Annotated in this window: 10 protein-coding genes; 3 read left to right on the top strand and 7 right to left on the bottom strand. The window is 65.0% G+C overall.

What is annotated here, in order from left to right; all coding sequences use genetic code 11:
• The coding region (locus QHF89_RS48855; RefSeq protein ID WP_284721966.1) for a helix-turn-helix domain-containing protein at nt 1-306 on the bottom strand (306 nt) is incomplete at its 3' end.
• A gap of 1,032 nt (nt 307-1,338) precedes the next feature.
• Here QHF89_RS48855 and QHF89_RS48850 point away from each other — a divergent pair.
• Both QHF89_RS48850 and QHF89_RS48845 read left to right on the top strand, forming a co-directional pair.
• On the top strand, nt 1,339-1,560 hold the full coding sequence (locus QHF89_RS48850; protein ID WP_136973292.1) for a hypothetical protein: 222 nt from the start codon (nt 1,339-1,341) through the stop codon (nt 1,558-1,560).
• On the top strand, nt 1,557-3,467 hold the full coding sequence (locus tag QHF89_RS48845) for a recombinase family protein (RefSeq protein WP_136973291.1): 1,911 nt from the start codon (nt 1,557-1,559) through the stop codon (nt 3,465-3,467). Before QHF89_RS48850 ends, QHF89_RS48845 begins: the two co-directional genes overlap by 4 nt.
• A 290-nt stretch (nt 3,468-3,757) precedes the next feature.
• Here QHF89_RS48845 and QHF89_RS48840 read toward each other — a convergent pair whose 3' ends face one another.
• Both QHF89_RS48840 and QHF89_RS48835 read right to left on the bottom strand, forming a co-directional pair.
• Nucleotides 3,758-4,591 carry a hypothetical protein gene (locus QHF89_RS48840; protein WP_136973290.1) on the bottom strand — a complete coding sequence of 278 codons (834 nt, stop codon included), beginning with the start codon at nt 4,589-4,591 and terminating at the stop codon, nt 3,758-3,760.
• A 66-nt stretch (nt 4,592-4,657) separates the two neighbouring features.
• Nucleotides 4,658-5,389 carry a hypothetical protein gene (locus QHF89_RS48835; protein WP_136973289.1) on the bottom strand — a complete coding sequence of 244 codons (732 nt, stop codon included), beginning with the start codon at nt 5,387-5,389 and terminating at the stop codon, nt 4,658-4,660.
• A 535-nt stretch (nt 5,390-5,924) separates the two neighbouring features.
• Between QHF89_RS48835 and QHF89_RS48830 the strand changes: the two genes are divergently transcribed.
• Nucleotides 5,925-7,778 (top strand): recombinase family protein, encoded by a 1,854-nt coding sequence (locus QHF89_RS48830; protein ID WP_136973288.1) that lies wholly within the window; start codon nt 5,925-5,927, stop codon nt 7,776-7,778.
• 96 nt (nt 7,779-7,874) lie between these two features.
• Here the strand turns inward: QHF89_RS48830 and QHF89_RS48825 are convergent, their stop codons facing one another.
• From QHF89_RS48825 to QHF89_RS50085, 4 genes are all read right to left on the bottom strand, one after another.
• Complete coding sequence (locus tag QHF89_RS48825; RefSeq protein WP_136973287.1) at nt 7,875-9,647, bottom strand: 5'-methylthioadenosine/S-adenosylhomocysteine nucleosidase family protein; 1,773 nt, start codon at nt 9,645-9,647, stop codon at nt 7,875-7,877.
• A gap of 125 nt (nt 9,648-9,772) precedes the next feature.
• Nucleotides 9,773-10,225, bottom strand: a complete 453-nt coding sequence (locus QHF89_RS48820; protein ID WP_136973286.1) for a hypothetical protein — start codon at nt 10,223-10,225, stop codon at nt 9,773-9,775.
• A 29-nt stretch (nt 10,226-10,254) separates the two neighbouring features.
• Nucleotides 10,255-10,938 carry a hypothetical protein gene (locus tag QHF89_RS48815; RefSeq protein WP_136973285.1) on the bottom strand — a complete coding sequence of 228 codons (684 nt, stop codon included), beginning with the start codon at nt 10,936-10,938 and terminating at the stop codon, nt 10,255-10,257.
• 2,791 nt (nt 10,939-13,729) lie between these two features.
• On the bottom strand, nt 13,730-13,825 hold a 96-nt coding region (locus QHF89_RS50085), incomplete at its 5' end, for an IS3 family transposase (protein ID WP_342763994.1).

Here is a 13,825-nt window from a genome sequence, read left to right as displayed (position 1 = left end):
TTCCAATGTTTGGGTGACGATCTCCTCGACCTTCGCGTCGCTGATCTTGCGCGGCGCTCCTGAACGAGGCTCGTCGAGCAGTCCGTCGAGCCTCTTACTGACGAACCGCGCCCTCCACTTGCACACGGTCGCGTCGCATAAACCGAGCTCCCGCGCGACGTCCTGGTTGTCCTTCCCCTCCGCGCACGCAAGGACGATGCGCGCGCGAAGCGCGAGCTGCTGCGAGGTCTTGCCTCGGCGCGTGTACCCCAGCAGCAGCTCGCGTTCCTCTTCCGTTAGGACCAGCGGCTTCTTCGGTCTTCCCACACCTGCATATGTCGTCAGGTCATGGATTTGTACCGATGCGCTGAGAATTTTTACGAACTTTGGTCCCAGGACACTACAAAGCCGCTGAGGAGCCACTCGGGGCCGGTGGAAAACCCGCTTGTATTTTGCGGGTGGGTCCACCTGGAACCTGTGGCGGGTCGACGTCGAGGGTTCTCCGAAGGGGCGCCCGACGTGGTTTCGCAGGGTTACGGGCACGGGACGTGGCGCCGAGAGCCCGAAAAGCAAGAAAAGTGGTTACATCGAGCGGCTCTTCTCGAAGTCGGGCTTATGAATCCAGTGGGCGATCGGTCCGTTTTCCACTTTGCACGTGGCTTTTTGTTGTTTGTCTTGGCTGATGCGCGAGCGGCACAGCCTTTGCGCAGGGCCGCGTTGGGCAGGGAATGCGCCAAGAGGGCAGGACAGAGGGTTTCCGGGAAGGGCGTGGAAGGTGCGTCAGGAGCCTCGGGGACGCTCCTCGAAGGCAGTCGGGGGGCGGATCGACGAAAAAGTGGTTACGTGGAGCGGCTATTCCCGTGCTTCGCCCTGCGAAACAAGGGGGCGAGGATGCGAAAGCCAACTTTTGAAGTGGCTTTTTGTGGTTTGTCGTAGCCATCATTTAGCGACACGGGCGATTGATGCCCGCGTCGAGGGGAAACCGCGCAATTCCTCCTGGCACTCGCTTGTCGAAACGCTACATTCGGTGGAACCGGGCTACATAGGTCCCGAGGCCGCTCCGCTCCTTTGGGGGGCGTGAGGCCCACTTGCCCTCGAGCCCGGAGAACCAGCAACGCGGCGCTTCGGGTAACCGAGGTGCCGGGGAGGTGCACCGTGAGCATTTCGATCGTACCCCCGTCGATGGTCCCATCCAGCAGCCCGCGTTCCTCGCGACGAGCGACACGGCGGACTCGCTCCACCATCGCGCCAGCGAGCCGACGGAGCGGCCTCCCACGACAGCCGAACCGGCGGAGCCATTCCAGCGAAACGGGACAAGCTGGGAGAGTCACTGCTTCACCACGTCCGAAGCGCCCCCCAATGACGCGCACCGCCCCTACCGTCCAGCGCTCCTACGTGGTAGAAATCGCACCTCGTGGGGAAGGGTGCGACGACGGCATCACGGCGCACATCCGACCGGCCGAGCACGCTGCGGCAGCCGCCGAGCATGGCTTCCGTTTCAGCGACGACGTGCTCGATGCCGTGGCAGCCCTCCTCGTGGAGATTGCACGGGAAGAAGGGGACGACGGAGGGGAGCCATGAAGCGTTCGCAACTGCAGTCCTGGGGCGAAGAGTCCCCGCCGCCGGCCCGATGGTGGGCGTTCTACGTTCGGGTGACCAAAGAGGAGAGCTTGAAGAAGGACCTCTCCGTCCCGAACCAGTGCGCACGTGCACGGGAGATCGCCGCGGCGCGAGGTTGGACCGACTACCGGATCTACGTCGAGGAGAAGAACGTCTCGGCGGAGCTATGGGCCGAAAAGCGTCCCGCGTTCCGGCAGTTGATTGACGACATCGTCTCCGGCAACGTGATCGGGGTCTGCGCGCGGCACACCGATCGCTTCTGGCGAGGCAACGAGATTCAGGGGCGATTCCTGCGCGTGTTGAAGCCGCTGGGGATCGAGCTCTGGGACTTCAACAGCCGTTACGATTACAAGAGCGCCCATGGGCGGTTCTCGCTCCAGGTGCTCGGCGCCGCGTCGGAGCTCGAGGTCGGGCTCATGGCCGAGCGGATCCGCGAAATGCGACGCGGAAAGGCCATCCGTGGCCAGACGGGGGGCGGCGCGCCTCCCTTCGGCTACACGTCGCAGTCTCGGCGGATGGCGGAGCTCGTCGCTGCGGATGTGCCCCGCGACGAGGCGTACCGGCAGGCGTGCCTCCAGTATCCCGTTGGGAAATGCTGGTATGTCGACGAGGACGAGGCGCAGATCGTCAGGCTGATGTTCAAGCTGTATACGGATCCGCAGTACCGATACGGCGCCAAACGGATCGCGCGGTATCTGCACCAGCATGGGTTCCATCCAAGGAAAACGACTGCATTCTCGGTCACGTTCATCATGAAGGTGATCAATAGCCCCAGCTATGCAGGTTTTACCAGCTTCGACGAGGATGCATACGAGAACCGAATGCCGTCGAAAGCCCCTCGACACAAGCAGAAGCTTTATAGGGGCGAGCACCCGGCGCTGATCGAGCCGGAGCTGTGGCAAGCCGCGCAGCAAATCAAGGAGACGGAACGCACGGTCCAGCGCACGCGAAAGACACAGAAGGGTGCTCTGGCCGAGATCTTCTCGCTGACGGGTATCATGTCGTGCCCGCAATGCGGTGCGGCCATGGTCGGGAAGTCCACGCAGCCCCGGAACCGCGGCGTCTCCTATCGGTATTACCAGTGCTGTCGTCGCTACAATGGCGGTATCGAGGCGTGCTCGATGCCGACCATCCCCGCCGAGGGCCTACAGGATGCCGTCTGGAAGTGGGTACACGACCTCATGGACAACCAGGCGTTCGTCATGGAGCAGCTCGAGCGGATGCAGAAGAAGTACCGGAAGGAGCAGCCCGCGGGTCGACAGCAGCTCGTAGCGCTTCGCCGTCGCCGCGAAGCACTCAAGGCCGGCATCGAGAAGTATTTCCGGCTGTTCGAGTCAGCGCAGAGCACGGAGCCCGACGTCGCGATCCTCGACCGGGTGCGCGCGCTGCGGGCAGAGCTTCAGTCCGTCGAGGCGGAGGTGGCGGCTCTCGAAACGAGAAGCGCACCCGCGGAGCTCGAGGTGAGTCCCGAACGCGTGCGGCGGTACCTCGCGACGCTGCGTCAGAAGGTAGCGGAACACGCTGATCTCCAGCGCGTGCTCTTCATGGAGCTCCAGCGGGAGCATGATCTCCAGGTCCGCGTGGCACCGTCAGGAGAGGAGTTCACCGCGTCGATCGCGCTGCCTACGGAGGCGTTCGCCAAGGGGAGCGCAGGGGCTCCAGAGCAGAAGGTGCTGATGTCCGTGCTGAAGAGTCCAGATGCGGGGGGCGGTCCGCGCGTTTGGCGAAAGGTTAACGATGCGTCCGCGACATTGAGGGCGACGCTATGCATGGCCCTGCGCATTTGCCGAGCGAGATCTGAATCCCTCCGTTCGATCTGCTCCGCGATGCCGGCTGCGTCCCCAGCCATGGCCAAAACGACTTCGTAGATCCTCAGCATGACGAAACCTCCGCCCGACGACCCTTTCGCCGGGCCCCTCGTCCCGCACCGTCGCGCGCAGGCCTCTTCAAGGCTGCGCAGCACCGCGCGGAGCCGCGCGGAGCAGCACGCAGTGCTGCGAGCACGGCGAGCACGGCGTGGCCTTGAAGAGGCCGAGCACGACGGTACGCTCGCCGTCCCCGAGCGGGCTCCTCTGATTCCCGCTCCCGCTCCCGCTTCCGCTTCAGCCTTCGCAGCCGCTTTGCGTCGAGGAATGTTGAGCCGTGGGAGCTTGCGCCTTCATAGGATGAAACGCTCGAGCTCCGCTTCCGTAAAGGGTTCGCCCGTAAAAGGGTTGAGCCCTGGAGGCGGCAGCGGCGGGATCTCGGGCGAGCCGGGCCACGTGATGCCCACCTTCTGAAGCTTGCGTTGGGCGTGAAGCAGTTGCTTCGGGTCGGGCGGCTTGGGAAGGAGCGTCACGAGCTCATCGGTCGAAAGCTCCGTAGGGCCAACCAGAGCGCGGGCGGTCACTGCGTCCACAATCGCGTGAATGGGGGCGGCCTCCGTTCGGTTGTACTCCGCCACATCGGCGTCATGAACGGGAAGCAGCCGACCACCTCGGAGCAAGCCCCACGCGGCCAGCCGGTCGGCGCCACAGGGCGTCGGGTCGTCGAACAGCGTGCCGGCGACGCGATCGCCGTAGAGCCAGAAGCCCACCCCTGCCAGCTTCTCCCCCTGATTTCCCTCTCCGAGCATGCGGACGGCCATCACGAGGGCCGGCTCCAGCTCGGCGGGAAGCCCCGGCACGGCCCCGCGCACGTCGTCCGGGCCGCCCGTCACCGCGTCGGCCGACAGGCTGAGCAGCTCGATCGGCCCGAACCCCAGCTCGAACGCGAGACCGACGACACCCGCCTCGGTCCACGCCACGACGTCGTTGTCTCCTTGTCCGTTGCGGTTGTCGAAGGCGCCCCGCTGGAGGTCGCCCAGCCAACGCGGACAGGAGGAGGCGGCGAACGAGGGGTATTGGAGCGGGTAGCCTGCGAGGACGGCTTCGATGTAAGCGCGGAACGCGGCGCGGACGATGGCGTCGCGGTCGAACACGAGGCGCCCGAAACGATGGTTCCGCTCGACCATGGTGCATCGCCTACGACTCGTTGGTCTCGGTGTCAACAGGCTCGCCGTCTGGGTCCGCCGGCCCCGTCACGGCGTGTACGCCTCCGCATTGTTGAGCTTTAACACCTCCTCCATCGGCGGGGCGTTATTCGTGAAATAGTCGTTGAGCTTGTGCGAGATGACGGCCGCGTTTTTGTTCGAGTTCATGCCCCACGGGCAGCACCGCTTGTCCTTCTTGGGCACGATGTGGTGCACCTCCGCGCTCGCATCGAGCCATTGGGGTGGATCGTTGAGGACGTCCGGCTCGGGGCACAATTGGGGCTTCCCCTTCTCACAAGGAAACATGAAGCCCGCCAGATCGGAGTGAACCTCGCCCCCGTGCTTGTTGCGGTTGGCTTGGAGGATCTGCGCTCTTTGCTTCTCCGAGAACACTTTCCCCGGCCCAAACGGTTCCAGCTCGGGCAAATTGCGGTACGGACCGTTCACCTCCGTCGGCACGCCGTCGACCTCGATCAGCGGCGTCTGCCGCGGCGCGGCCTGGTAGTTGATCGTGATCTTGTTCGCGACATCCGAGCCGATTTGCAGCGTGTAGTCCCCGTTGCCGACGGGCTGGCACGTGTAACCCTCGTCGTACGGCGCATTTCCCGACACCTCGCCGATCTCCACGGCATCCGCACACGCGTCCTCCCACTTCTGATAGAAACAGTCGAACGTGTTGGCCTCGGACATGTAACAAGCGGTCCCAAACGCGGCGATGTACTTGGCGCGCAGCGCAAGGTCCGTGCTCGGATTTCCGTCGAGCGGGATGCGGTAACGCATGCACGGCTTCTCCATCGACGCCGGGCATTCGGGCGCCGTGACGGGTGGCGTAACGCCCGAACCGAGAGGCCCTGGCTCATTCGACCCACACGCACCCGTCATCCCTGCCCCAACGAAGCCCAACACCAGCACGTCCAGCATTGCCGAGTGGCGTCTCGTCATTGCTTGCATGGAGTACGGAATCGCACATTGAGCGACTAGACGGCAAGGGAAAACGAGCCAGAGAGCTCAGGATGCGCCCGTGAACCGAGGGTCCCATGACGGTGACCGGGGCGGCGGGATCCGGGCGGGACCGCGGGAGCGGTACACAATCAGATCCCGGTTGCCGCTTCCGCTCGCGTGATCCGCCTCCGCCCCCGCCCCCGCCTCCGCCCCCGCCTCCGCTTCCGATCCGGAATCTATTTGCTACCTACTAGCTAGGCAGCAAACTTAATGATTCCGAACACTTGCAACACTCTGAGAGCGACACGCTGCCCGGCCAAATAGGCTGATCGCGCGTTCAGTTGTGGCGCAGTCTGATCGAGAGGTCTCGACCATGGAAGCCAGGACCGGCATCATCCCGAGCATGGGCGGCAAGAGCAGCAAGGGCGGCAAGGGTAGCAAGGCGCGCGGAACGGCGAAGGATCGCGCGCACGTCAGCCCCCCGCGCGAGGTCTCCATCCTCGAAGCGGCGCCCGATGCGCCCGCCGTCGTGAACGCTGGGCCCACGATCGCGGATCCTTCCGCGGTTCGGCGTGTCCTCACGGTCAACGGTCCTCACGCGGGGACGTCGCGAGTCCTCGCCTATCGGCGCGTCTCGACCATGGAGCAGATGCGATCGGGCACGTCGCTCGACGCGCAAGACGAGGAGATCCGCCGTTACTGTCAGTACGCCCGCCTCCCGGATCCGATTGACTTTGAGGAAACGGAATCGGGCGGCGTCGAGTCACAAGAGAAACGGGAGAAGATCGCAGCCCTGCTAAAGGCCGTCCGCCCGGGGGATCTCGTGGTCGTGGCGAAGCTCGATCGGTTCTCTCGCGATATCGTTTTCACGATCTCCGCCGTGCGAGACATCATCAAGCGGGGGGCGCGCTTCCTGTCTCTCGCCGAACGCTTCGACGCCTCTACCCCCGAGGGGGAGACGCAAATGGCCCTGTGGGCGTCGATCGCCCAGATGGAGCGGGCCCGCATTCGGGAGCGCACGGAAGGCAATCGAAAGCGACTCCGGGCCCTTGGGAAATTCGTAGAGGGACAGCCCCCGTTCGGCTACGTGCGGGCCAAGGGCGCGGACGCCCACGACAAGCCGCGCCGATTGGAGATCGATCCGGTCAAGGCGCCGATCGTTCGCCAGATGTTCGACATGTGCCTTGCAGGCAAGAGCGCGCGAGACATCGCGCTCCATTGCCAAACGACCTATACGGGACTCGCGACGTTCCGAACCGTCTGGATCCTGCAATTGCTCAAAAACCGCATGTACGCCGGCCAGATCGCGACCACGCCCGTCCGGCCCGACAAAAACCGGCAGTTGACGCAAAAGCCTGCGGAATGGGTCGACGCGCACGAACCGATCGTTTCCCTGCAAATGTGGCACGCGGCCCAGCACGCGCTAGCGGGGCGCCGCTCCTACGGGCGCAAGCCCCGCACGGACACGATCACCTCGGAATGGTTGATCCGAGGGCTCGCCCGTTGCTCCATCTGCGGATCGATGATCACGGCCAAGCCTGCAAGCGAGAAGAATAAGCACGCGGGATATTACGTGTGCCGGAAGCGCTACGCGCCCGAGTTGAAGAATGCCACGCGCGAGCGGTGCATGGGGGCGCCCTGGAATCGGCAGGACGAGATCGATCCCAAGATCGAAAGGCTCGCGGCGCGGCACTTCAAGGCGCTTGACGGCCAACTGTCGAAAGCGCCCCCGCCGTCCCCCTATGCGCCGAATTTCAGGGTGCAGCGGGCGAAGCTCGTAACGGCGCGGAGCAACCTCGTTTCCATGGTCTCCTCGGGCCAGTGGGGGATGGACGTGATCCGGGCGGAAGCGGCGCGGATCGAGCGCGACCTTGCCGCGATCGATGCGGAGGAGCGGGCGCTATCCGCGGAAGCTTCGGCCGATACGGTCGAGAATCGAAATGGCGCGCTTTCGTGGTTGCGCTCGATCGTGGCGCAATGGGGGAGCATGGCCGTTCCTGCTCGGCGCGGGGCGCTCGGCGCGATGCTCGACGGGATCAAGATCGGTCCGGAGGGGATCGCAATCGAATGGAGTGACGCCGCGACGATGGCCGTCCGGTACGCGGAGGGACGCCTACCCGATCCCACGACGCTCGACCAGGCGAGCGACGATCCGCGGCGCCCTGCTCGCCCGATGCTCCCGGGAGGCGCCGAGCACGCGCCGGCGCTTCCGCCCGGAGACGCCTAGCAGGCGTCCTAGCGGGCGCTCGGCGCGCGGGAAGGCTCGGGGGCTATCCCGCGCGCCGGCTCGCGTGGCGCCCCCTTCCCGCATCGTCTCGCCCCGCTACTCGTCCGGCGCACGTTCCTCATCACGCGGGGGCGCCACTTCTGAGGCCCCGATCTCTGCGATCCTCCCACGCACGTCAAGACCGACCTCATATTGCGGTTTGCCGTTGAGTACACCAAAAGCAATCTTGGTCGGAAAGTGATTGCAGAGAAGGTAATAACTCATCAACGGCGTAGCTGCGTCTTCAGCATATCGAAGCCACCATTTGCCATCGAGCGAGGGCTCTTCCGACGTTCCATGCAGTGCGCCGGCAGCAGGCGGGCGACCTTGCACACCAGTGAATACCATCGGGGACACCGCTTCTTGTTCGGCGATAGGGATTGCGAAAAAGAATGGACTCCAGACCCCTGCGCACGGGCGGACCTCGATCGCATGCCGTCGATCAGATCTTGGACTGTCGTGCACTCGGATTTCATAGGGCGGTGCTTCTTGGCGCACCGCGATCGGTCTCGTCAGCAGGAGCGCTTGGGCGAACACCGCCGCAGTCTCGCAGGCGTACCGGGTCCACGCTTCGTCCCGCTTGAACCCCACGACGTCGCTGAGCCCGCGGATGGCAAGGAAGGGCACGTCGCGCCCGTTGGTGGCGCGGTGCACGCCCCCCGACTCCATCTCGACGGCGACGATCTGGCGCGCCGCTAGGAGCCACGGCTTGGTGCGTCCGGTGTCCTTAACGAGTCGGTCGCTCGACGCGAGCGCGCCGGCAGTGAAGCGCGGGGGCCGCGGCGTCCCGCCGAAGTGGAGCTTGAGGCTCTCGCGCACATTCTTCTGCCACGCCTCATCGCCGTAGAAGTTGCCGGGGGCGAAATCCACTGGCGGCCTGGGCGTGCCGATTGACTCGGGCGAGTTCCAGGCGCCGAGTTCGTCATCGAGAGCGGGCAGATTGGCCGCGAGGGCGGCGGCGGCGTGGTGGACGGGCCCGCCGGTGATGGCGTGCTCGAAGGCCCCGCCCTCAAGCACCGCTTCCACGCTGAAGTCGAGGATGCGGGTGGAGACGACGATGTCGCCGAGCGTGATCTCCGAGGAAGGCATGCCGCCCGCAATGCCGACAACCAAGAGCCAGCGGGGGGCGAGGTCTTCGAGCAGGTCGCGGGCCATGGCGAGGGCCTCCCCGTTGCCCTGCTCGACGCAACGGCTGATCGCAAGCGTGTATGCGCCTCCGCCAGGGAGCGCCAGCGAGCGGAGGTTGTAGATGCGCCGGCCCTGCGCGCGTCCGTCGCCAAGTTTGTCGGGAAAGCGGCGCAGGACCGCGCGGAACTCGTCCTCGCGGATGGTGAGGATCCCAAAGTCAACGCGCCCCTTGACTTCCGCGATGTTCATCGAGGGCGCATTCCGCCACGGGCGTTGCAGCTCAAGTGGACCGCCCGCCCTCTCGCGCACCCAGGCAGAGGAGCGCTGCGGGACGGGATCCGTATTGGTCGCTGCAACCTGCACGGCTGCGCGGCTCGAAGAGAGTCTTTCGGCGATACGACGACAGTCATCATACAGGCGCTTGCTTTCCTCGTCGCGATTCGGGCGGCTAAACTCGCGGTACTCCAGGAGGTCCGCGATGAGCTTGCCGACAACGGGATTAGGCTCACGGTCCCAGAACGCGCGGATACGATTCGCTTTCGAGCCTGAGGCGTAGTTGTAGGCGTCGTCATAGATTTTCTTGTGTACGCTCTGAAGAACGAACTCCTCAAGGGTCCTGTTCGAGAAGTCGAGTACATAGCCGCCACCCATTTCGAGCAGCTTTTCAAGCTTCATCTTCTCGATGAACGTGAGGTCTGCCATCTTGAACGTCTCACCTATTCGACTTGACGCGCAACCGTGACCTGCCTCCTATCGGCTTCGCGCGAAGGAGGATGCGGCCGTCGGATCCAACCCAAAGTTGGCTGACTCTTCGGCTTCCGCTAATATCACGGATGCTCTCCATCAGGTGGAGTCCGAGCGGGTTTCCAATGACTCGAATACTCGGGATGAAGTCGACCGCGCGCGCCCAAGTTCTGGATCCGAAGCGGTCCACCGCCGTAGGTCCATATGTTCTTGGAGTTGTAGGGAGGTGAGTGCCACCAAATCGTCAGCGCCTCGATGTCAGCAAGCCGGGCAGAGGAATCAAGATCCGCAACGACGCCAAGACGAATGGTGACATCGTCTTCATGCACCAGCCAGCGGTCACGATGCTGGGCAAGTCGCGCGCCGAAGGTCTGACCGTCAGTCATGCCCACATAGAGGAGCGAGTTTGGTCCGAACACGATGTGTTGCCCATAGATCTGGTAAACACCTTTGCTTGGTGCGGTTGAGGACGCTATCGCGGCGGCAAGGGTGAATGGGCCCTGCCATACAATTTGAACGGGTCGCTCTAAATCCATCCTGACCTCTTGGACGAGACAGGGAGTGCTCAGGTTCGCCGCGCACCGACGGGTCGTGCCTGCCACCGCGCCAGCACACGGTCGGCGATCCGTCGAAGACGCTCTTCGTCCGCCGCCGCCTTCTCAGTGCGCCATTCCGCAAGTTCGTCGGCCGCAGTCGTGGCCTGGAAGATGTTTGTCCGGAGTACGCTGTTGATGACCTGGACACCGCTCACGATTGAACCGTCGCGCACGATCACGTGATGATAGAACGCGCCGAAAGCCGCAACAGTGTCTTTCCAGGAGATGTTCGCCGTAGGGCCGACAAGAGCGAAGAACGGTGCATGACCTTCACGACGAGCCATGCGAGCCGCATTGTAGCCTTGGCATGCGGACATCAGCACAAGTAGCTTATCATGCAGGGCTTCGTTGATAAGACTGAGGCCTTCGCCGAGTGCCGGCCAATCTACGGTGTCGCCGTTGGTGAACGCGACCTCGTTTTCATTGCCATGCATCGAGAGGTGAAGGATTGGGAAGCTATCTTGATCGCGCTTGTAGCTGTTGATCACGGCGGCAAGTGCTCGCGCGAAGTGCTGGGGGTCCACAACCGTGTGCAGTTCCACTGGAACCTGGCCATAGCGAAGGGCACCGCGCAGAATCTGTCCCTCGTACTGCTCGGTAAAGATGTCATCTGCACTTGGCGATTCGATGATGTGAACTCTACAGTTGCGCACTCTATCCTCCAGTTCTCGTAGAACCCGGCGCCGTCAGCCCCGCGCTGGCGCTGCTTCTTCGGCGATTCTTCGTGCTTCAACAACGCTGCATGTCGCCCTGTATGTCCGCCCAGCTGTGCAATTAGCCTACCGCCGCATAACCTGCGGCCTAACCACACAACTCCGTGGTGTATTTATCCGCCGTCTAACCCGCGGAGTTCTGGAATTCGGCAGCAGCGGCCGGTTGCTGCCAGCATCGAGTGCGGCGCTTTGGGCGTCGTTGTTCTGCCTGCCCGTGACCCGTGAGACGCGGATCCCAACACGGATCTTCGCTGACCGGAGCCACGCCACAGTGCCACAACTCACGAATGGAACGCGTCTCACAACTTTCGTCCGGCTACAAGTGGAATCTACAACTGTACGTGAATACGCGCCGCGCCAGGACTTCCCGCGGTCCCCCGTCATTGACTGAGAGGTTGGACCTTTTCACCCGCGGGCGGCGCTTGCTTGCGTGTTCAGCGGCGACGGGGGGCTTCGCCCGCGTGCTCTCAGGCCGTCATGTACGCAACCCTTGGCAGCGGCATCTGAGTCCGTCCCGTGGAGCGCGAGCGCATCCACGGAACCGCCTCCAGGCGCGACGGACAAGCAGCACGACGAGCAAGATGACCCAGCGTTCGCGTGCGGGATCCTGCCCGCGAGGCCCACGTCGTACCCGCGGCTTGTCGCCGTGGCGAACTTCTCGCCCGCAGGGATCGGCGCGCGCCGCGACGCACACCAGACCGAACTCGTGGTCCGGTTTTCCACGGATCTGGGTGATCAGCTACATGTTCGACGGCGTAGACCTTGGGGCGCTCGGCGCGGTCCCTGACGGTGTAGACGTCGCGGCGCTCGGCGCGGCTCGCATGCGAGCCGCCCCCTTGGCGGCGCCGAGAGCGCGACTTGCGTGAGCGTGTGAGGGGACCGCGGGAGGCGGTCGCGCTGCCCTCGCGTGGACTGCTTACGCTAAGCGTCTCGCTCGCCGCGCAGTGTGTCCCGCTCCGTGAGTGTGTCGTGGCACAGTGGACCGTTCAGCACACCGCAGCACACCGCGGGCGCGCCGCGACTTATCGTAAGTCCCGCTCGGCGCGGTCGTGCTCGACGGCGCAGCCCTCGCGCGCCGCTCGGCGTACGCAAGCCCCCCCGCGGGCGCTTCCGGCTTGCAGGGGTGGGGCTTGCGCCGCAAGTCACTTGCGCCCGCAAGCCCGCAAGCCTTTCGTGCTATGGTACGACGCTTCCCCTTGACGGGCGCCCCCTCGCGCCGCTCGGCGCAGCCCTCGGGGAGCTCGGCGCGGTCGTTCCCGACGGGCGCAGCCCTCACGTGCCGCTCGGCGCTCGGCGTGGTCGTGCTCGACGGCGCAGCCCTCGCGACGCTTGTCAAGGGGATCGTGCAGGAAGGGGGCGTGTTTCTTGTCACGCATGTCTCGGGGGGCTTGTCTCGCGAGACACACGACCCCGAGACATGCGTGACAACACAAACGACGCGGCCCCTCGGGGTGCTCGACGCGGTCGTGCTCGTCGGCGCGGCCCTCGCAGCGATCGGCGCGGTCGTGCTCGACGGCGCAGCCCTCGGGGCGCTCTCGACGCTCGGCGCGATTGCGAGGCGCACGGCGCAGCCCTCGCGGCGCCTGCCCTGGGGCGGTCCTGGGGCCCGCGCGTGTATCTCTGCCAGGGATACGGGCCCTCGACCCGCGCGTAACCCCGCGAGATCCATACAAAAGGTCAGGATCGGCGCGATGTTTTCCGGTGCGGAGAACGGGGGGACGGGGCAGCCCTCGGGGCGCGCTCGACGGTCGGCGCACGTGCTCGGCGCGGCGCGGCCCTCGCGGCGAGCGACGCGGCCCTGGGAAGCTCGGCGCGTCGTGCTCGACGGCGCGGAAAACGGGGGACGGCGCAACGCTCGGCGCGGTTATTGCAGCCCCCCGGAGCGAGCTATTACAAGTAAGAACCCGTGCGCATCACGCGGCGCGGCGCAGTCCTCGGGCCGCTCGGCGCGACGCTTCGGCGCGCGTCGTAGCCCTCGGGGGGCGCTCGGCGTGGCGCGTGCTCGACGGCGCAGCCCTCGGGGCGCTTAGCGTTCGGGGCAGCCCTCGGGCCATGTTCTGGTTGGTGCGGTTGGTAGGCCCGTCGCTCACAAATCGACCCAGCCGCGCTAACAACCCCCTCCCGACCGAGCTTGTAGGGAGTGGAGACGGCAAACCTCGCCGCTCGCGATCCGCTCGCATGGGGGCTCGTCGTGAGGGGGACGTCTGCCGCCTTTCCCATCCCGGCCGAATGGTGGTCCACCTGGTCGAAAAGGCGCCTCCGTTCGGCTCGGGTGGGCTTTTTCGCCGGTCCGAGGTGGTTGCGCCGCAAATGGTCACCTCTGGTTGCGAGCTGAGAGCGGCGCAATCACCTCGGGCCGGTGACAACCCACGACCGATGGAGGGAGCATGGATGCCACGTTCGAGGCCGATCAAGAGCACTTCCCCACAACGCACGCGAGGCAGCGGGCGAGCCCAGACGAAGAAGAGGATCCGCCGAGCGTTCCCGCCGTGCTGACCGACGAGCAGCGCGATCGGACGCTCGTGTATCTGGACGCTCATCTCCGCCAGTATCTCCCGCAAGAGGCGGCGGAACTGCTTGGTTTTCCGACGAAATACATCACGGGCGTCTGCCGTCGTGAAATAAGGCCGTCCGTCGACTTTGCCGCCCGCGTGGCGAAGTGCAGCGGCATCGAGCTGGCGGCCATCCTCACGGGCCGATTGATCTTCCCCCGCTCCCGTGGACAAACCGACTATGCCGCAAACGCGGCCACTTGTGCTCGCAATTCGAACTCGACCGGGCTCAAGTACCCGAGGTACGAGTGCCGCCGGGCGTGGTTGTAGAACCT

It is taken from the genome of Polyangium sorediatum, from assembly GCF_029946465.1.
Lineage (GTDB): Bacteria > Myxococcota_A > Polyangia > Polyangiales > Polyangiaceae > Polyangium > Polyangium fumosum.
The sequence above is the reverse complement of the archived record's forward strand: the minus strand, read 5'-3'. Positions and strand labels throughout refer to the sequence as shown.